This is a genomic window from Pseudarthrobacter sp. S9 (genome assembly GCF_050156545.1).
In the GTDB taxonomy this organism is placed as follows: domain Bacteria; phylum Actinomycetota; class Actinomycetes; order Actinomycetales; family Micrococcaceae; genus Arthrobacter.
Map to the genome: position 1 here is coordinate 232,675 of NZ_CP189577.1, position 19,739 is coordinate 252,413.

Here is a 19,739-nt window from a genome sequence, read left to right on the forward strand (position 1 = left end):
ATCCTGCCAGCGTCGGTCCAGGAGCTTAGTGCCTCACTAGAGCGCTGGACAAGAAGCACCCATGGCCACAACCACCGTTGTCCGGCAGCCAGAGGTTGACAGCGTTATGTGCCAACCTCAGGCGCAGGAGCAGATGGTCCTACATTCGCCCCGTGCCGCTCGCCGAACGAACCCGTCTCAAGCCCAACGCCGAGTGGCGGGCCAGCGCCAGAATGTGGTCCCGGTTCAGACGCCCCGTCTTGTTTCCGCGCTTCCCTGTCGAGAGCTTCCAACACCCGCGCGTTGTTTGCCGCGTCCGTGAGATTGTAGCGGAGCGGCGTTCCGTTTAGGACGCTGTCGGCGAAGTGTTCGCCCATCCGTACGAAGTGGTTTTCGCCCTTGACCTCGTGATAGATCGTGTCCTGCCCGAAGTGATGCTCCTCCAGGACCGAATCCTCCTCCAGGAGCCCAAAAGGATTGTCGAGGTAGAGCCGGCCCTCGGTGCCCGTGAGTTCCAAGAAGTTGCGGCGCTCGAGGTTCACTCCGGTATCAAAAAGCGCGGTTGCGCCGCCGGGAAAGCGGAGCATGCCCGCAATGCTGGTGTCGATTCGACCTCCGTCGTTGGCGTCGCGGTAGTTGCCAAAGCCGGCGACTCGAGCCGGCTCCTGCGCCGTGACCATCCGGCTCACGTTGACGCAGTAGCACCCCGTATCGAAAAGTGCGCCGCCGCCGAGCCCGGCATACCAGCGGATGTTGTCGTCCCCGCCCGCGTCGAAGGAGTGACCGACGTGGACAAATGTCAATTTGCCCACCGCATGGGCCGCGAGCAGCTCTTGCAGCTTCTCGAAACGCGGGTGGAAACGGTACATAAAGCCTTCTAAGACTTTGAGCCCGGTCTCCTCGGCCTTGCGCGTAATCTCCTCGCACTCGGCGGCGCTCATCGCCAATGGTTTTTCACAGAGGACGTGCTTGCCTGCGTCCAAGGATTTAAGAATCCACTCAAGGTGCAGGGCGTTCGGCAGCGCAATGTAGACAGCGTCGATGTCCGGGGAAGCGAGCAGCGCCCCATAGGAACCAAACGCCTGTGGGACGCCGTGCTTGTCGGCGTACTCCCTGGCCCTTTCCTCGGTGCGGGACGCAATACCTACGACCTCACCATTTTTCGTTTCCTGCAACGCCGGAATTGTCTTGCGGACGATCCGGGCGGTGCCCAGGACGCCCCAACGCAATTTCTCGCTCATTGAATACTCCTTTTTGCAGACTGTCTGCCCCGGAAGGGCGGTAGATAAGACCGTCGGCTTGAGTTCGGGCAGTTACAGCGTGAGCATAGGGCGGTTCCATGCCCGGTCGCAGTTGCTGGGTTTCGGATCGTACTGCAGTGAGGGATCTTGGCGCCCACCCCTCTTGGCTGGAAGCTTTCCATGGATTCGGTCCACGTCGTGTCGCACGTGCCGGGGTGCTGCGGCCAGGCCGCCTGCCACGGACCGAACTCTTCGGGACGGTCCCGCCATCAGGTCCTTGCGGAACTCGTCGGACATATTTAGAACGTCGTTCCGGCGGAGCCGAGCTGCTGGGTTGCCTCGACGACGCGTGCGGACAGGCCGGCCTCGGCGGAGGCGCCCCAGACGCGGGGATCGTAGAGCTTCTTGTTCCCGAGCTCCCCGTCGATCTTCAGCACGCCGTCGTAGTTCCGGAGCATGTGGTCCGCCACGGGACGCGTGTAGGCGTACTGGGTGTCGGTGTCGATGTTCATCTTGATCACGCCGTATGAGACGGCGTCGGCGATTTCCTGCTCGGAGGAGCCGGAGCCGCCGTGGAAGACGAGGTCGAAGGGGTTGGCCTTGCCGATCTTGGCGCCGACCTGTGCCTGGATGTCCTTGAGGATCTCCGGGCGGAGCTTGACGCCGCCGGGCTTGTAGACGCCGTGCACGTTGCCGAAGGTCAGCGCGGTGATGTAGCGGCCGTTCTCGCCGGCGCCGAGGGCCTCGATGGTGGCCAGGGCGTCCTCGACGGTGGTGTACAGCTTGTCGTTGATGGCGTGCTCGACGCCGTCCTCCTCGCCGCCGACGGTGCCGATCTCGACCTCGAGGATCATCCTGGCGGCGGCGGTGCGCTCAAGCAGTTCACGGGCGATCCGCAGGTTGTCCTGCAGGGTCTCGGCGGATCCGTCCCACATGTGCGAGTTGAACAGCGGGTTCCGGCCGGCCTTGACCTCTGCCTCGGAGGCGGCGAGCAGCGGCAGGACGAAGCCCTCGAGCTTGTCCTTGGGGCAGTGGTCCGTGTGCAGGGCGATGTTCACGCCGTAGTTCTTCGCGACTTCGCGGGCGAACGCGGCGAAGCCCAGGGAGCCGGCAACCATGTCCTTGGTGGAGGCGCCGGACCAGTAGGCTGCACCGCCGGTGGAGACCTGGACGATCCCGTCGGACTCGGCCTCGGCGAAGCCGCGCAGCGCCGCGTTGAGGGTCTGCGAGGAGGTGACGTTGACAGCGGGGAATGCGAAGCCGCCGGCCTTGGCGCGGTCGATCATCTCCGAGTAGATCTCGGGGGTTGCAATGGGCATGCTGACTCCTAAAGTGAATTTTGTTTTTGGCCACGCCTGCCACAAGCACGTGCCAGACAGTCCCAAGGCCCCGCGCAGTCCTTCGAAAGGATTGCGCGGGGCCCTAGTGAAGCTACTCGGCAACCTTGCCGGTGGTTTCATAGGTGGCGATCTTGCCGATGCGGCGCTCGTGGCGCTCGGCGTTGCTAAACGGTTCGGCCAGGAAGGCTTCGATCAGTTCGGTGGCTTCCTGAACGGTGTGCTGGCGGCCACCCACTGCCACGAGGTTGGCGTTGTTGTGTTCGCGGGCCAGTTTGGCGGTGTCGAGGTTCCATGCCAGGGCCGCACGCACGCCTTTGACCTTATTCGCGGCGATCTGCTCGCCGTTGCCGGACCCACCCAGCACTATCCCAAGGGCGTCCACGCCGGCGGCCTGGTCGGCCACGACGGCGGAGGCGGCCTTGATGCAGAAGGCCGGGTAGTCGTCCTCGGGATCGTAGGCGGCCGGTCCGTGGTCCACCATCTCGTAGCCGCTGGCAGACAGTGCGGTGATGAGGTGGGAGCTGAGCTCCATGCCGGCGTGGTCGGTTGCGATGTGAACGCGCATGAGTGGTCCTTCAGGCTGGTTGGGGTGCGGTCTTGTTGAAATGGAGAGCCCGCGCGCCAAAGGCGAGCTGCCCGTTCGCGCGCAGTGACTCGATGGCGTCTGCCGGCGACGGCTTGCCGTATACGGCGGACCCGGCCACAAAGACGTTGGCACCGGCCTCCGCGGCGCGGGTGATGGTTTCCTCCGTGATGCCGCCGTCGACCTGGATGGCCACGTTCACCCCTGAACCGTCCACCGCAGCGCGGGCACGGCGGATTTTCGGCAGCATAACGTCCAGGAAGGCCTGGCCGCCAAAGCCCGGCTCCACCGTCATGATCAAGAGCATGTCCAGTTCGGGGAGCATGTCCAGGTATGGCTCCACCGGGGTGGCCGGCCGCAGTGCCATGCCCGCCTTGGCCCCGCGTGCGCGAAGTTCACGGGCGAGTTTGATGGGGGCATCGGATGCCTCCACGTGGAACGTCACAGAGCTCAGGCCGGCGTCGGCGTACTGCGGCGCCCAGCGGTCCACGTTGGCGATCATCAGGTGGGCGTCCAAGGGGACGGGGCTGACCCGTTGCAGCCGTTCCACGACGGGCAGGCCGATGGTCAGGTTCGGCACAAAGTGATTATCCATGACGTCCACGTGCACGGCATCGGCGTTGCTGATGCGGGCAAGCTCGACCTCGAGATTGACAAAGTCGGCCGAGAGGATGCTGGGGTGGATGCAGCAGTTCAGAGGTGATGCGGACATGTTGTCTGCCTTTCGGTAGCGGTCAGAGCTCGGGTCACGATGCCTTCCGTGCGGTGGCGAGGGCGCCTTCGACGTCGGCCAACAGTTCCTTCCAGCTGGCCACAAACTTGTCCAGGCCCTCGGATTCGAGGAGGCCAACCACCTCGTTGTAGGAGATGCCCAGGGCGTCCAGTGCGTACAGCACGGCCTTGGACTCGGCGTAGGTGCCGGTGATGGTGTCACCGGTGACCACGCCGTGGTCGAACGTCGCGTCCAGCGTCTTCTCCGGCATGGTGTTGACGACGTCGGCAGCAACCAGTCCGGTGACGTACAGGGTGTCGGGGTAGGCAGGGTCCTTCACACCGGTGGACGCCCACAGTGGACGCTGCGGGCGTGCGCCGGCTGCGGCCAGAACTTCCCACCGTTCGGTCGAGAAGAGCTGCTCGTACATCTGGTAGGCCAGGCGGGCATTGGCTACGCCGGCCTTGCCCTTGAGTGCCTTGGCTTCGTCGGTGCCGAGGGCGTCGAGCCGTTTGTCGATCTCGCTGTCCACGCGGGAGACGAAGAAGGAGGCCACCGAGTGGATCGTGGAGAGGTCGTGGCCGTTTTCCTTGGCCAGTTTCAGGCCAGCCTGGAAGGCGTTGATGACGGCGCGGTAGCGGTCCAGGGAGAAGATCAGGGTCACGTTGACGCTGATGCCTTCGGCCAGGACCGCGGTGATGGCTTCAAGGCCCTCAAGGGTGGCGGGGATCTTGATGAGGACGTTGTCCTTGTCCACCTTCTTGTAGAGGCGCTTTGCTTCGGCGATGGTTCCTTCGGTGTCCCAGGCCAGGCGGGGGTCCACCTCGATGGAGACACGTCCGTCCACGCCATTTGTGGCGGCGGCGATCGGGGCGAACAGGTCGCAGGCGTCAGCGACGTCGGTGGTGGTGATCTCGAAGATGGTCTCCTCGACGCCGGCGCCCTGCACGGCAAGTTCGGCGATCTTTGCGTCGTAGTCCGATCCGGAGGTGATCGCGGCCTGGAAGATGGACGGGTTTGTGGTCACGCCCACCACGTTCTTTTCGTCGATGAGCTTCTGCAGGCTGCCGCTGGCGAGACGCTCACGAGAGAGGTCGTCGAGCCAGATGGACACACCGGCGTCGGACAGCTGGGCGGTGGGGGTTGCGTTGGTCATAGCTTCTTCCTTCAAAAATTGTGGACTGATGACAGTTCGCGGCCGCGCAGCGGGACGCCCCCCATGGGGCCGTCCCGCTGCGCTGGCCGCAGTGCAGGTAAAGGTCAGATGCGGGCAGCGGCCAGGGAGTCCTTGGCCGCGGCGGCCACGGCCTCCGCAGTGATGCCGAACTCCTGGAACAGGCGCTTATAATCTGCCGAAGCGCCGTAGTGCTCAAGCGAGATGGAACGGCCGGCATCGCCAACGAATTCCCTCCAACCCAGGGCCAGTCCGGCCTCGACCGAGACGCGGGCCTTGACGGCGGCGGGAAGCACGGACTCGCGGTAGGCCGCGTCCTGCTTGTTGAACCACTCAACACACGGCATCGAGACAACGCGGGCGGCGATGCCTTCTGCCTGAAGGGCTTCGCGGGCCTGGACGGCCAGCTGCACTTCCGAGCCGGTAGCGATCAGCAGCACGTCGGCCGGAACGGTTGCACCGTCCTTTGCTGCTTCGGCCAGGACGTAGCCGCCCTTGGCCACACCCGCCGGGGAAGCGAACGTGTCACCCTGTGCTGCGCCGTTACCGCGGGCGAATGTGGGCACGTTCTGACGCGTCAGGACGATACCGGCCGGGTTTTCGTGGTTCTCCAGCATGGTCTTCCACGCTATGCCCACCTCGTTCGCGTCGCCGGGGCGGACCACGTCCAGGCCCACAATGGCGCGCAGTGTGGAGAGCTGCTCCACCGGCTGGTGGGTGGGGCCGTCCTCGCCCAGGCCGATGGAATCGTGGGACCACACGTAGATGGACGGGACACCCATCAGAGCCGAGAGGCGGATGGCCGGGCGCTGGTAGTCACTGAAGATCAGGAACGTGCCGGAGAACGCCCGGGTCCGGCCGTGCAGCGAGATACCGTTCACGATCGACGCGGCGGCGTGTTCACGGATACCGAAGTGCAGGACACGGCCGTACGGGTTACCCTTCCACGCGTCGGTGGAGCGGGAGACCGGGATAAACGAGGCCGATCCCTCGATGGTGGTGTTGTTGGACTCGGCGAGGTCAGCCGAACCGCCCCACAGCTCCGGCATGACAGGGCCCAGCGCGTTCAGCACCTTCCCCGACGCGGCGCGGGTGGAGACATCCTTGTTGGCTTCGAAGACCGGCAGGACTGCATCGAGTCCGGCGGGAAGCTTCTTCGCTTCGATCCGCTCCAACAAGGCAGCGCCCTCAGGATTGGCCGACTGCCACGCCTCGAATGAGGACTCCCATTCACTGCGGGCGGCAGCACCCCGGTCGACGACGGCACGGGCGTGGGCCAAGACGTCCTGGTCCACCTCGAAGGACTTGGCCGGATCGAAGCCCAGCACGGTCTTCAGGCCTGCCACTTCGTCCGAGCCCAGGGCGGAACCGTGGATCTTGCCGGTGTTCTGCTTCTTCGGAGCCGGGTACCCGATGATGGTGCGCAGCGAGATGATGGACGGCTTGGAGGTCTCAGCCTTCGCCGCGAGCAGGGCAGAATACAGCTCCTGGACGTCTTCAACATATTCACCCGTCTCGGTCCAGTCCACGCGCTGGGTGTGCCAGCCGTAGGCGTCATAGCGCTTGAGGACATCCTCGGTGAAGGAGATATCTGTGTCGTCCTCGATGGAGATGTGGTTCTCGTCGTAGACCACTACGAGGTTGCCCAGTTCCTGGTGCCCGGCCAGCGAGGAAGCCTCGGAGGTCACGCCTTCCTGGATGTCGCCGTCGGAAGCGATGACCCAGATGGTGTGGTCAAACGGGGACGTGCCCTCGGCAGCGTCGGCGTCGAACAGGCCGCGCATCCGCCGCTGCGAGTACGCGAAGCCCACCGACGATGCCAGGCCCTGGCCCAGCGGACCGGTGGTGATCTCGACGCCGGCGGTGTGCTTGTACTCGGGGTGGCCCGGAGTGAGGGAATCCCAGGTCCGGAGCGCCTTGAGGTCGTCCAGTTCCAGGCCGTAGCCGGAGAGGAACAGCTGGATGTATAGCGTCAGCGAGGAGTGGCCGGGTGACAGGATGAAACGGTCACGTCCCAGCCAGTCCGGGTCGCGGGGGTCATGGCGCATCAGCTTCTGAAAAAGAAGGTAGGCGGCCGGGGCAAGGCTCATGGCCGTGCCCGGGTGGCCGTTGCCGACCTTCTCCACAGCGTCCGCAGCCAAAACACGGGCGGTGTCCACAGCGCGCTCATCCTCGGGCGTCCAGTTGAGGGTTGCTGAATTTGCAGTGCCGGGCAGTATCACATTTGTTGTCGGGTTCACGGTTTGTCCTTTTGGATCTGGTCGGCCTGAAGGGGCCGGACGGATACTTTCTGGTTGATATCAATGATTGCGAACCAAATGGGCAGGGGTAACACTGTTTTCTGACGGTTCTTACTACCCTTTTGGGTTGGAATGACGTTTTCCCGGGTATGCTGTCCGGATGAGTGCAACCCGGACCCATCCCTGAAGGAATTCACCATGCCCCTACCCGACCTGCCGTGGCCGCTTTTGCAGAGTGTGGCAGCATTGGCCGATGCCCCCCTGGCCCAGATAGCGGAGCGCCTGCGTGATGCCACGCTGCCCTACATGGGAAGCAGCGCGCTGGTGATCTTCACGGAAGACTGCACAGGCCGCCCGCAGAAGAAGGCGGGCGATGAAGACATTATTTCCCGGGTCTCCATCACCGAGCTGGACACGCTCCGCGCCACCCTTAATGATGAGGGACCCTGGTTCGGGGAAACCGAGCTCGCCGGCAAGACCCGCCCCGTGCTCGCCCTGAAACACGCCTCGAGCAACGCCCTCCTGGTCCTCACCGATCCCCCTGCTGATCCGGGGCGCAATGCCGGGCTGGACCTGGTGACGTATCTGTGGCGCCTCACTGCGCGGCGGATCCGGGAGAAGGTGGCTGATGCGCCGCCGTCGTACCTGCTCGAATCGCGGGCGGCATCCGCTGAACGCCTTCGCGTGACAGCAGAACTGACCGATGTGCACTCCACCACCCTGGAGACCCTTCTGGCAGCCCTTCGTTCATCCTCTCTGGACGATGCGGCGGCCCGCACAACCGTTATCGACCTCACCGCCAAGGCTTTGATCGGGCTCCGGACCCACAGTGACCGCACGACAGACCTGGTGAAAGAGCCCGTTGCCAAGGCCTTCGAACGCCTGCGGGAGGACCTGCGGCCGCTCACACGCTACAGCGGCATCGAGATCGAATTTATCGAACCGCCGCTGAATGGAAGGGCCCTGCCCGGCGAAGTTGCCCATGCGGCACGGGCCATCGTCCGCGGACTTGTGCTGGCCATGACGGAACAACCCGACGTCAGCAGAGTACGGACGCAATGGGACTGCGACGGCGAAAACCTGCTGATCAACGTCCGCGACGACGGCCGGGGTGCACTCAAAGCCGACGCGCCCAGCATCGCCCGCCTGGACCGCCGGGTCCAGGCGCTCACCGGGCAGCTGCGGATCGACGTCATGCCAGGCTGGGGTGCGGACGTTTTTGTCACCCTCCCCCTGGACCTGCAAATGTCACGCCCGCCGGGGGATGTCGACGGCTGGGATCTTGCTGCCCGGGAGCTCGAGGTGCTCCAGCACCTAGTTGCCGGGCACCGCAACCGGACCATCGCCTCCACGCTGGGCATCAGCGAGAACACGGTCAAGTTCCACGTGCGGAACCTGTTCAGGAAGCTCGACGTCGGTTCACGCACCGAGGCCATCGCCCTGGCGCACAGTCACGGACTCCGGTGACGATGTAAGAAACCGGCGGCACCGGGACAATCTGTGCCCCGTCGAGGAAATGGCAGCGCACCCGGGACGAAACGGCCCATCGCTAGGAAACTGCTCGCCGGTCCCGCAGGCCAGGATTCGGGCGTCTGGACCATCAGCAGCGCGAGAGACAAGGTGGAAATCGTCCAGAGGCATTGAGTCTTCCAGCACCTGTCCCACAGCACTCGGGCCGGAAGAAGGAACAGAGAGCGCCGGCGGGACCAAGCGCTCCGTCAGTCGACGATTCCTTGGGTATGACATACGGCAGGACTGACCCAGGTCAGGTCATTGGCGTTATCGTGGCCTCGGCCATCGCTGTGGCGACCCGCGGGGTGGGGCGGCCCCGGAACTCGGACTGTGGGAAACGGGCTGTAGTTCTACAAAGCGGGTACGGGATCCTAAAAGCCCGCCGGACCGCTGTTTCGCGTTCGGTCTGCCCAAGGTTCAGTGGACAGTTTGAGCTGGCATTTTGGGCATCGGCTGAGTCGTCTTGTTTATTGACTCAGGCTCGATCCGGGTCAGCCCGGGTCAGCGGCGGGATTCCGGGCCGCGGAGCCGGCGTTTGATGATGGTGGACAGTGCGGCGAAGGCGATCACCAGGACGAGGGCGACGGTTCCGGCTGTGATCAGTCCCGCCGGGACGGCTCCGCTGGTGTCTGCCGGGGCCGGGGAGGGGGACGCGGACGGCGTTGCGGCGGCGGCCGTGTTGGCGGCGCCGGCGGTGAAGGTGAAGGTTCCGTCGATGGGGTGCCCGTCGGAGGACACCACCCGCCAGAGGACCGTGTATTTGCCTTCCGGGGCGCCTGTTTTGACCGCCTGGCTGACGTGGTTGTCGAGGATGGCTACGGGCCCGTCGGCCTGGTCGGTGCCGGTGGCATCCTGGACGCGGACCACGGAACCGATGGCGATCGGGGTGTGGTTGAAGGTCAGGCCGATCGTGGCCGGAACGGTGCCGACAACGGATCCGTTGGCCGGGTCGGTTGTCTCGAGGGCATCGTGGGCCTGCGCCGCCGCGGCGGGAACCATCAGGAACGCGGCCGTGGCCACGGTCAGCAGGAAACGGCCGGGCCGGTATCCGGAACGGTGACGGGGTGGGGTTTTCAAGGGTGGGTCCTTTCGGCGGCCGGCGCCTCGGGGCGTCGTAGTCCTAGGGCCGCGGCGCCGTGGCGGGATGAGGTGCGTCCCGCCACGGCCCCGGAGGCATTGTTACTTACTTGGCGGTGCGGGTGCGTCGGCCGGCCAGGACCAGGCCCAGCGCCGCTGCACCGAGGATGAATCCGGCGCCGCCCAGGACGGTGCCCCACACGGATGCCCCGTTGCCGGAAACCTCGGAGGTCTGGCTCGCGAGGGCAGCGGCCACCGGGGACGCGGAGGCGGTGGCGTCGGTTCCGTCTTCGGCGGTGGTGGTGAAGGACGGGGCCGGGTGCTTGGGATCGGGCTGGCCCTCAGCGGCTTGTTCGTCCCAGTTAACGACGGTCCCGTCGGTGTAGGTCTGCGCCGCCGGCAAGGTCACGTCGGTCCCGGCGGCGGGGAGCTTGCCCACGGACAGGGAGAACGACTGGTACTGGTTCTGCCCGATCTGGTGTGCCTCGTCCGCGGTCCAGACCACGGAGCTCGGCGCCTTGGTGACGGTGGTCCCGGACACGGTGACCGGCGTGGGCAGGTCGCTGGTGATGACCTGCGCGCTCCAGCCCTCGACGGGCTTGACCGAGACGGAGGTGAACGGGGTCCCGGTGGGCAGCGTGACCTCGAGTTTGCTGGTCTTCGCGGTCGGGGATTCGTTCGGGACGTTGAAGGTCAGGTGCGAGTAGCCGTTCGCGCCGGTGTCGTCGGGGTCGACCTTGACGTGGGCGGAGGCGGCGGTGGCGCCCAGGGCGATCAGCCCCGCCGTCGCGGTCGCGGCGGTGACGGTCGTGAGGGTACGACGGATTGAGGTTTTCATGAACATGCCTTCCAAAAAAGGGGGTGCGCCAAGGGGCCGCGGAGACGGCGGCGCGGGAGAGGGGACCACACGGCCGGCACCGGCAAGGGATCGTCCTGGTTACAGGCAGGGTCCGGCCGGGCGCGCGGGCGCGTGGGTGTGGCTGTGCCGCTCAGGGAGCGGGGCGGGCGCACGGCGGGCCGCGCAGGGCCGGCAGCCGGAGGCTTCTCCACCGGGAAGGAACGACGGCGGGGTGCGGTGCCGGAAGGTGCGGCCAGTCAGGAATGAGCACGGCCGTCAGCAGCCGGATCAGGGGCCGCAGCCAGGCTGCCAGCGCCCACAGGGCCGCCTCGCCCCGGGCCAGGAGCAGCGCGGTGGCCAGGGTCGCCGCGGCGTGCAGGACCAGCATCAGGGCCCCGGGCGCAGCGGCGTGCTCCGGCATCAGGGCCGCCGCCGGCGGGAGCGCCGGCCCGGTTCCATGCAGATGCCCGCCGGACCCGGCAGTGAATCCCGCGGATACCGACAGGGCATCGAAGGCCTCATGCAGGGCCAGTTGGCCGGCCCCGAGCAGCCCGGCCATCACCGGCGCCGTGATCCTGATCCTGGTCAGGACCATCACCGGCGCCAGCACCAGCACCAGCAGACCCAGAGCAATGGCCGGCCCGGGCAGTTCGCCGCCGGCCAGCACATGGGCTCCGGCGGCCAGGGCAAACACCGCGGCCGTCACCGCAACGGCACGAGGGAAACGCAACGGGGCACCCATGCCAATCGCCACCCTTCCCTCCGAGATACTGCCGGACTCCACTCTAGATTGCCAACTCATCGTTAGCGGCATGGACATTGGCAATTCTCTCGATCTAAACCATGAGGGCCAGACGTAGTTTCCTCCCGCGGTTCCTGTGTGGCGGTCCAGCGAGTTGATGCGTCGGGGGCGGGAATGGCGTTGGCAATCGCTTCTTCCACAGTCCACCGGCCTTCGCCGGCATCCTCGACGTAGTCGTCGATGTTTTGCAGCCCCGGGTCCTCTTCCAGGGCCTTGACCAGCAAGTCGAGGAGCCAGGACCGCACCACTGTGCCCTTTTGCCAGGCACGGAAGGTGCCGGCCAGCTCCGTGATGATGTCTTTGGAAGCGAGCAGATGGTAGCCCTCGGCGTAGGCCTGCGTGAGGCCATACTCGATGCCGTTGTGCACCATTTTGGCGTAGTGGCCCGCGCAGTCTCCCCCAGCGTGGACGAAGCTGTCCGCCGTTCACCTTCCGGCCGCAGGGCATCAAAGACCGGAAGCGCGCGACCATGATCCGGGGAGCCGGTACTTTTGCGAGGAGTTTGTCCATCGAGGCTACATCGGTGACCTCCGAGTTGCGGTCGTAGCCGGTAACTTCCACCCCACCCTTGCGCAGCCGTTCGCGCATGTGAAATCCCATTTTTCCTGGGCCGATCATCCGAGGTGCATCGTGGAACCCTTCCTGCGCCAGTGATGGGGGTGGGGCTGCTAGTCGGGGAGCCGGGCGGGCATTACGGGGTAACGGTAGTCACCCTGGTCTTCGCCGTCGCCAGCCCGCGCGGTGTTCATGCCGGCGTCGCTGCGGTTCCGGCATACGGCTGTGTGGTCGGGGGTCATGCGGCCATGGTGGCGAACATCAGGGCCATGACGGCGGCGCCGAGGGCTTCGAGCCCGTGTTCTGCGCGGACGGAGCGCCTTGGCCCCGCCGCGTGGCCGAGAGTGGTTGTCGCTACCCGGGAACGCAGTAGAAGGATAAGGAAAACCACCGCCGCAGCCCCGAAGAATGCTGTCAGGAGGATCGCGAGGTCGGGTGAGTGATCAACTGTTGCTGCAGCCGTGCTTGGGGTTGCGGCTGTCATCGCGTGGTGGGCGTGCGGCATTGACATTCCGCCTGCCGGAACAATTCCGTGGCCCGCTGTTGTGGTCATCTGACCCATCATGGCGGCCATGAGAGCAGCGCCGGCCATGGTGAGGCTGTGGTAGGCGCATTTCAGCCGGCCCTGGCTGCCCGCGCAGAGTGTTTTGAATTCCGGCCGGGCGACCGCCTGAATGACGAACCACAGTGCCGCACCGGCGAGGACGGCGATCTGGGCCAGCATGGTCGAGGGCACGAGGTTCCACAACATGGCAGCCATCAGGATGTTCATGAGGGCATGAAGGCTTTTGTTAACCCGGTCCGTGCGCTGCTGCGACCTTATAGCCTGCCGGACCTGGTAGCTTCCGCTAAGCAGCAGGACGGCCGTGAGGGACCAGGTAATTGCGGGGATATCGAACACGCGGATCACGCTCTCACTACTGGGGCGGGTTAGGTACGGGTCTGGTCCCCGATGCGGCTGCAGACCGCACCGGGGACCGCACCTCTAGCGCAGATCCTCCTCCCGCTCCAGTTCGCGTTCGAGCTCCAGTTCATCGCGTAGAGTCAGCTTGCCGTGCGTCTCCTCCAGCGCCTTGGCGACACTGAGCTCGACCGGGCTAAGATGCGTCACGTCTTGTTCATCCAGGAGCAGGCCGTGAGCGTCGTCAGCGAGAACGACGTGGCCGATGCTTTCATACTTGATCGGATTGGTCTTGCGCAGGTAAAGTGCCTGGCCTGCCCCCACGATGAAGAGCCCGGCGGTGATGTAGGGGATGAGTTTGAACAGCAGAGACGACGCTGCAGGCCCGGCAGCCGTGTCCAGGTTCGTGATCATCATGATGACAACACACAACATTCCCACTCCACCGAGTATCGGAGCGACTTTGGTGCGCCACATTTTTTCTTCCGGGTGGTTGTGGCGGAAGTAGTTGAATACGGCGGCCATGGTGATGGTCTGCACAATCAGGAGCGAGAAGGTCCCGAGGACAGCCAGAATGGTAAACAGATCCGTGTACGGGTCCTGGTTCAGGAAGAAGAACCCAAGGATCCACAGGATTGCGATGCCTGTCTGGACGAACGAGGCGATGTGCGGGGATCCGTGCTTCTTATGGGTCTTGCCCAATGCGGCGGGCAGGACTCCTTCCCTTCCCAGCGAATACATGTACCGTGCTGCGGCGTTGTGGAAAGCCATGGCGCAAGCGAAGGATCCGGTCATCATCAGCCATTCCATGACCAGAACCCACCCGTGGCCGACAAAGACGTCCGTGGGGTGAAAGAACATGTCCAGGGGATTGTCGCTTTGCGCCAAAGCAATGGCTTGTGCGCCACCGTTCCCGGCGACGGACATCCAGGAGACAAACGTGTAGAAGACACCGACGCCGGTGACCGCGATCATCGTGGCGATAGGGATGATCTTCTTCGGGTTCTTGGATTCCTCCCCATACATGACTGTCGATTCGAATCCGGTCCAGGACCAGAACGCGATGAACATGGCAAGTCCCGGCGCGGCGACCTGCAGGCCGTTTGGCAGGAAGACATTTACCGGGTTCAGCGTCTCAGGCATCAGCCCGTCGGGGCCTCCGCCGTTGAAGAGCACGCCGAAGGCCATGACGGCCAGAATCCCGATCTCGGTGGCCAGCAGCAACGTCAGGATTTTCGCTGCCATGCTGATCTCAAAGTAGGTCAGCATCCCGATCAGGACGAGGCCGCCCACGGCGAAAACGACCCAATTGATATCCAGCCCGAGTTGGTCCTTGAAAGCCAGCTGACCGAAGTAGGAGAAAATGCCGATGATGCTGGCTTCAAAGACGATGTAGCTGAAGGTGACCATGTAACCGGTCCCCAGGCCAAACACGCGCCCCAATCCACGGGAAATGAATCCGTAGAATGCGGCCGTTGATGTCACATAGCGGGCCATCGTGACATATGCGACCGCAAAGACCGACAAGATAACCGTCGCCCAGATGTATGTCGCCGGGGTTCCGGTTCCGACACCGTAGCCGACCGAAATGGGGACGTTTCCGCTCATGACCGTAATCGGTGCGGACGTCGCCACAGCCATGAAAACAACATCCCACAGCCCCAGGCTGTTGGCTTTCAGCTTGCCCGGTTGGGAGCCCTGCGTGGAGGGAGCCTTCGCGCCGGTGCTTTGCCGGCTCATGATTCGTGTCCGGTGCAGCATGTTCCGGTGTCGGTTGTTTCGGTTCGGTTTTCGTTGCCGGGGAGGTTCAGGGTCGGGTTTTGGTCGAAGAAGCCGTGGGGTTCGAGCATGAAGCCGATGTTCTGGCGGGGCATGACGGGCCAGTCTTCGAGGCGGACGACGTGGTGCATGCCGAAGGTGTACCAGACGACGAGGTCCTGGTCGACGATGTTCCGGTCCTTTTGGGTCCAGATGTGCAGGCCGTCGTCGGCGCCGGTGGCCTGGTTGGGGAATTCGCCGGCTGCGAAGCGTTCGGTCCGGTCGTAGGCGGTGACCCAGAGGTTGTTGCGGGCGAACTGGGCTCGTTTGCTGACGTAGGACTCGTCGCCGGCGGCGAGCTGGATGCCGTCGGTGGGGATGAGGCGGTAGGCGACCGGTTCGTTGACCAGGTTCTTGCTGTCGCGGTTGGCGATCTTCCAGAAGCGGTGCTTGGAGGAGTCTGTTTTCCGGATGGCGGCCTGTTCGGTTTCCAGGAGCCGGTCCACTGCCATGAAGGCGGTGTGGGTGGGGTTGTCTTCGGGGATTTTCATGTCCACTTCGTAGACGGCGTTGTTCGGTCCGTCGATTTCGAAGTCCATGCGGACGTTGAACATGTGCTGGTGGATCGGTGCGTAGAGTCCGTCGTTGTTCAGGGTCTGGCCGTAGGGGCTCTTCTCGCCGGGCTTCTGGCCGGCGGTGGAGAGGATGCCGGTGGCCTTGACCAGGAACTCGATGCTGCCGTCGAGGAAGAGGTGCCAGTAGAAGGCGTACTCGTAGTTCGCGACGGTGGCGATGAAGGAGATCACGAGCTTGCGGCTGCGCCGGGTTTCGGTGGTGCCCTCGCGGAAGTCGAAGTGCTTCCAGAGGATGGAGTCGTCTTCCTCGTGCATGCAGATGGCGTTCTCGATGGTCAGCGGGTTGCCGTGGCTGTCCGCGGTGATGCCGTCGAAGTACTTGATCTCGCCCAGGCAGTCACAGCCCAGGGTCAGGGAGTTGGCCATGTTGCCGATGTTGTATTCGCCGGAGTCGAAGGCGTTCTTTTTCGCCTGGACGGGGGCGGTATCGCCGTAGGGGACGACCATTTCCGACAGTGAGGCCCGGTTGATCACGGGACGTTCGACGCCCTTGTTGCGGAACTTCAGCTGGTGCAGGACCAGGCCTTCGCGGGGGGTGAAGCCGACACGGAAGGACCAGTCGGCCCACTGGACGTGGTTTCCGGTGACCGTGAAGGACGCGCCTTCGGGCTGGGTGATGGAGATCGGCTTGAGGTCGGCGCGGGCCGGCCCGACGTACTTGGGCAGGTAGTTGCCGCTGGCGCTGGGGACCGGGATCGCCTGGTCGTCCTCGACCTTGACGACGTCCCCGGAGTTCAGGTCCACGATGACGATGAAGTTCTCGATCGGGTGCGCGTACGGGCTGTCATCGGCCTCCTCGCGGACGAAGACCAGGGCGCGCATCAGGCGCCGGCCCTCGTTGTCTTCACCGAAGTAGCCCACGGACCACGGTTCGAAGCAGACCAGGGACATGTCGGTGATCCCGCGCTTGGCCAGGGCGGCCTGGACCTCGGGGTTCTTCCGGCAGCTCTCTTCACCCTCGGCGAACTCGTCCAGCATGAACGGAGGATGGATGTTCGCAGCCAGCTGCGTCCACTTCGAGACGATGCCCGAATCAAGGTCGACAATCGCTTCGTAGGAACGTCCCTCGGCACGGTTGACCAGGACCGCATCAGCCTCGCGCACCGTCTGAGCGCCGCTCCGCAGCAGTTCCTTCTCCGGCTCGCGCAGCTCAATACTGATAAAGCGGAACGACTCCGCCGCAGCCTGGCCACCCTTCAGGATCGAAGCCGCACGGGAAATCTCGGCGCGGGACAGCGGGTCGAGAGGGTGTGATACCCCTACCTCGGTGTGGATTTCAGTGTTGAGAGTCATGGTTTTCTCCTTGGTTGTTCAGGACGAGGGATCCCAATGGCTGACAGGCGACATGTTCCAGGAACCGGCATTGAAGAAGCCGAGCGTGTCCTTGGTCTGCTGGTAGTGGTCCAGCATCATGGAGTGGTTCTCACGTCCGATGCCTGAGGACTTGTAGCCGCCACACGCCGCCCCCGCGGGGTAGGCATGGTAGTCGTTGACCCACACACGCCCGGTCTGGATCTCGTGCCCGGTCCGGTAGGCGGTATTGCCATTGCGGGACCAATAGACACGAAAGGTCCTTGGATTATCAGAACTGTTTATCTTTGTCAGAAATGTTTATTTTTGGTGCACATGAGACGGCGCTTAAGATCACCTCAAAAGCCCCCGGTCGGGGCTCTGGAAGGCATCGTATGCAAACCTGACATCCTCGAATTTATCGAGTACCGGCTGTGCTCTGCTCCGAGTCCTGCCGGCGTGATGTGGGTCACGGACTTTCCCTTCACGTAGCAAAACTACGCCAGGGAATTCATTTAGGCGAGTCTTTCCTGGAGATTAACATGAGAAATTTGGTGCCATATTTTCCCATTGCAGTTAACATGTTGGAAACATTCGGAAACACGTTCGCGACTGTCATTACAGGGGCCGAGAATGCTATGTTTTGCACCTCCGGTCGATGACGACTTGCGTCCCTCATAAGCAAGGTGAGCCTGCCCGTCGGAGGGAAAGTTGGTTCCCAATGTCTGCCCGCGGTGATCGCTTCATCACTCCCCGCTCTCCAGTGGAGGGCCTGAGCCGCCGGAAGCTTTCCTTCTTGCCGGTCTTCGCGCAGGCAGTGGCCGCTGTCGCGCCTGCGGGTGCGATGGCCGTCATTCCGGCTCTTGTCTTTCCGGCTCTTGTCTTTGGATCAACCGGACCGAACCTTGTACTGACATTCGGCGCGGCCATGGCGGTCATGGTCCTGGTTTCCTTCTGTCTGAGACCGATGGCAAAGCGCATGGCTGCCGTCAGCGGCCTCTACAGCTACACGGCCAAGGGACTTGGCCAACGGACGGCAATTACCGTCGGCTGGTCGGCCATGTTCGGTTACGGCCTCATTGCCATGGCCAGTCTGTTAGCTGTTGGCACCTATGTCGTTCAGCTGCTGATCAACCTCGGAGTCCCGACACCGGATCCCCGGCTGCTTGCGATCCTGGTCATTCTTGCCGCCGCTTCCGCCGCCTGCGTGCTCATGGTGCGCGGCATCCAGATATCCGCCCTGGTGACGTTTTCGGTCGAATCCATTTCGATTGGAGTCCTCGCCGTCCTCATGATCGTCTACTTCGCCTTCAACGCGCCGAAGGTGAGTGTCGCGAGCGTGTTTGTCTGGAACGGAAATTTTGATTCGCTATCGATCGGAATCGTCGTGGCCGTAAGTGCCTTTGTCGGCTTCGAAAGCCCGACCACCCTGGGCGGGGAGGCATACAGGCCCTTTGTCAGCGTCCCGCGGGCCATCACATGGACCCCGATCGTGACCGGCCTGCTCTTTCTTCTTGCCGCGACCGCCGAGGACATAGCCCTCAACGGGGCACCGTTAAACATCACAGCCAGCTCAACTCCGTTGTCAGCCCTTTTCTCACAGACTTCCCCTGCGTTCGCCGCAGTCCTTGACCTGGGAATCGCAGCATCGTGGTTTGCGTGCGCGATCGCCTCCGTGAACGCCCTCGCCCGGATATTTTTCTGTATGGGCAGAGAAGGCGTTGCACCGCGAATAGTCGGCCGGACCCATCCCGCCTTTCGAACCCCCTCGATGGCAATCATGGTCGTAATGCCGGTAGTTGCCATCATTCCCATCGCGGTCATCATCTCCGGTGCCAGTCCCGAGCAGGGCCTCGTGAACCTCTTCACACTGGGCGCCTACGGATACCTTGGTGCCTATATCCTCGCAAGCGCGTCCATGCCCTTCTTCCTGCGCCGGATAGGGGAGGACACTTACGCGAGCTGGATACTGGGAACAGCAACCTTCCTGGCCCTCGGGGCCGTGCTCTGGCAGGCTGCAACGGTATCGATTCACGCAGGCAACCTGCAGACCTTCGTCTACGGCGGTGTCCTCCTCGCCAGCGTCCTTTACGCCTTGTTCCTTCGCCTCCGGTTACCTGAGCGTCTGGCGTCCGTGGGCATCTACGACGAGACTCGGGAAATAGACCTGTTTCACGGCAAGCCCACCCCATGACCTACAGACCCACACACTCCGGCCCCAGCACAACGTCAAACCCGCTCAGGATCCTGGAGATCGTGGCACGGTTCGGCACCGGGACAACCGCGAAAGAGATCACCGACGCTCTGCAGATGCCCCCGGCGACCGCCTACCGGGTGCTGAATGCGCTCGTCGGGGACGAATACCTGGCCCGCACCTCCGACCTCCGCGGATTCGCACTCGGACACGCGATTTCAGGCCTGATTACGGCCGCGACCCCGCCCACCGTTCCCACCGCAGCCCGCACCCTGATAAAAGAGTTCCGGAACGGAAACCGTTTCGCGGTGCACCTCATCATGTTCCGGAACGCTTCCCTCAGAATCGCCGATGAAGATCCGGACTACCCGCTCCAACCAGCATTCGAAATGCTCCGGTATCCACACGCCTCCGCCGCAGGGAAACTGATGCTCGCTGAACTCGGCGAATCAGCCTCCCCTCCCCCGGGAGGGCCATTGATGAAGCTGACGCAGCACACGATCACAGACCGGGGGCAACTGGAAGAGCAACTCGCGGAAATACGGTTCAAAGGCGAGGCCTCGGAAATCAACGAATTAGCACAAGGATCCGCCAGCCTGGCACTTCCAGTAAGACTCCCGGACGGGTCCGTCGGCGCAGCCCTCTGCCTCTCCGGCCCCTCAGAACGGTTCACCACTATCTGCGAACATGCGGAAGCGGCCCGTGAACTGACGGCACGACTAGCACCTTTCCTGTTCTGATTGAACATCGGAACGGAGCCGAAAGGGCACTCCGGACAGCGTGAATTGATCGCCAGTATCCAATGGCGCAGCCCAACGCCACACCGGGGCGATCACCGGTGAAGCCGGCACTCCACACCGGGGTACCAGCCCTCCCAAACAGCGTCCCTACTCGCGGGGAACTCGATG

16 protein-coding genes and 2 pseudogenes are annotated in these 19,739 nt (G+C 63.8%); 3 read left to right on the forward strand and 15 right to left on the reverse strand.

The annotated features are described in order from the left end of the window. Positions 1 to 104 precede the first annotated feature (104 nt). The 6 genes from ACQCSY_RS23135 to tkt form a co-directional block, all read right to left on the reverse strand. Complete coding sequence (locus ACQCSY_RS23135) at positions 105 to 1,220, reverse strand: Gfo/Idh/MocA family protein (protein ID WP_427136095.1); 1,116 nt, start codon at positions 1,218 to 1,220, stop codon at positions 105 to 107. Positions 1,221 to 1,519: 299 nt separating this feature from the next. After that, positions 1,520 to 2,539 carry a class II fructose-bisphosphate aldolase gene (gene fbaA, locus ACQCSY_RS23140; RefSeq protein WP_427136097.1) on the reverse strand — a complete coding sequence of 340 codons (1,020 nt, stop codon included), beginning with the start codon at positions 2,537 to 2,539 and terminating at the stop codon, positions 1,520 to 1,522. A 112-nt stretch (positions 2,540 to 2,651) separates the two neighbouring features. Then, entirely contained in the window at positions 2,652 to 3,125 is a 474-nt protein-coding gene (locus ACQCSY_RS23145) for a ribose-5-phosphate isomerase (RefSeq protein ID WP_427136099.1), read from the reverse strand. 10 nt (positions 3,126 to 3,135) lie between these two features. Further along, positions 3,136 to 3,855: a ribulose-phosphate 3-epimerase gene (rpe, locus tag ACQCSY_RS23150; protein ID WP_427136101.1), complete on the reverse strand. Its 720-nt coding sequence runs from the start codon at positions 3,853 to 3,855 to the stop codon at positions 3,136 to 3,138. A 34-nt stretch (positions 3,856 to 3,889) separates the two neighbouring features. Next, entirely contained in the window at positions 3,890 to 5,011 is a 1,122-nt protein-coding gene (tal, locus tag ACQCSY_RS23155) for a transaldolase (RefSeq protein WP_427136103.1), read from the reverse strand. A gap of 104 nt (positions 5,012 to 5,115) precedes the next feature. Then, on the reverse strand, positions 5,116 to 7,269 hold the full coding sequence (gene tkt, locus ACQCSY_RS23160) for a transketolase (protein ID WP_427136105.1): 2,154 nt from the start codon (positions 7,267 to 7,269) through the stop codon (positions 5,116 to 5,118). 198 nt (positions 7,270 to 7,467) lie between these two features. Between tkt and ACQCSY_RS23165 the strand changes: the two genes are divergently transcribed. Further along, positions 7,468 to 8,736 (forward strand): LuxR C-terminal-related transcriptional regulator, encoded by a 1,269-nt coding sequence (locus ACQCSY_RS23165; RefSeq protein ID WP_427136107.1) that lies wholly within the window; start codon positions 7,468 to 7,470, stop codon positions 8,734 to 8,736. A 546-nt stretch (positions 8,737 to 9,282) separates the two neighbouring features. On the opposite strand, the gene ACQCSY_RS23170 is transcribed toward ACQCSY_RS23165, so the two are convergent. The 9 genes and pseudogenes from ACQCSY_RS23170 to ACQCSY_RS23210 all read right to left on the reverse strand — a co-directional run. Continuing rightward, entirely contained in the window at positions 9,283 to 9,858 is a 576-nt protein-coding gene (locus tag ACQCSY_RS23170; RefSeq protein WP_427136109.1) for a copper resistance CopC family protein, read from the reverse strand. 106 nt (positions 9,859 to 9,964) lie between these two features. Then, a complete protein-coding gene (locus ACQCSY_RS23175) occupies positions 9,965 to 10,696 on the reverse strand; it encodes a YcnI family protein (RefSeq protein ID WP_427136110.1) in 732 nt (243 codons plus the stop codon). A gap of 151 nt (positions 10,697 to 10,847) precedes the next feature. Beyond that, positions 10,848 to 11,450 carry a hypothetical protein gene (locus ACQCSY_RS23180; protein ID WP_427136112.1) on the reverse strand — a complete coding sequence of 201 codons (603 nt, stop codon included), beginning with the start codon at positions 11,448 to 11,450 and terminating at the stop codon, positions 10,848 to 10,850. Between the two features lie 101 nt (positions 11,451 to 11,551). Then, positions 11,552 to 12,116: pseudogene (locus ACQCSY_RS23185) on the reverse strand (NAD(P)-binding domain-containing protein); the annotation flags it as partial. A 50-nt stretch (positions 12,117 to 12,166) separates the two neighbouring features. Further along, entirely contained in the window at positions 12,167 to 12,295 is a 129-nt protein-coding gene (locus tag ACQCSY_RS23190; protein WP_427136114.1) for a hypothetical protein, read from the reverse strand. Continuing rightward, complete coding sequence (locus tag ACQCSY_RS23195; protein ID WP_427136116.1) at positions 12,292 to 12,954, reverse strand: DUF5134 domain-containing protein; 663 nt, start codon at positions 12,952 to 12,954, stop codon at positions 12,292 to 12,294. The genes ACQCSY_RS23190 and ACQCSY_RS23195 overlap by 4 nt, the downstream gene beginning before the upstream one ends. An 84-nt stretch (positions 12,955 to 13,038) precedes the next feature. Further along, positions 13,039 to 14,694 (reverse strand): APC family permease, encoded by a 1,656-nt coding sequence (locus ACQCSY_RS23200; protein ID WP_427136118.1) that lies wholly within the window; start codon positions 14,692 to 14,694, stop codon positions 13,039 to 13,041. Continuing rightward, complete coding sequence (locus ACQCSY_RS23205; protein ID WP_427136120.1) at positions 14,691 to 16,640, reverse strand: primary-amine oxidase; 1,950 nt, start codon at positions 16,638 to 16,640, stop codon at positions 14,691 to 14,693. The genes ACQCSY_RS23200 and ACQCSY_RS23205 overlap by 4 nt, the downstream gene beginning before the upstream one ends. An 18-nt stretch (positions 16,641 to 16,658) precedes the next feature. After that, a pseudogene (locus ACQCSY_RS23210) lies at positions 16,659 to 16,904 on the reverse strand (aldehyde dehydrogenase family protein); the annotation flags it as partial. Between the two features lie 454 nt (positions 16,905 to 17,358). Between ACQCSY_RS23210 and ACQCSY_RS23215 the strand changes: the two are divergent. After that, positions 17,359 to 18,831: an APC family permease gene (locus ACQCSY_RS23215; protein ID WP_427136122.1), complete on the forward strand. Its 1,473-nt coding sequence runs from the start codon at positions 17,359 to 17,361 to the stop codon at positions 18,829 to 18,831. Beyond that, positions 18,828 to 19,571: an IclR family transcriptional regulator gene (locus tag ACQCSY_RS23220; RefSeq protein WP_427136124.1), complete on the forward strand. Its 744-nt coding sequence runs from the start codon at positions 18,828 to 18,830 to the stop codon at positions 19,569 to 19,571. The genes ACQCSY_RS23215 and ACQCSY_RS23220 overlap by 4 nt, the downstream gene beginning before the upstream one ends. Positions 19,572 to 19,739 lie beyond the last annotated feature (168 nt).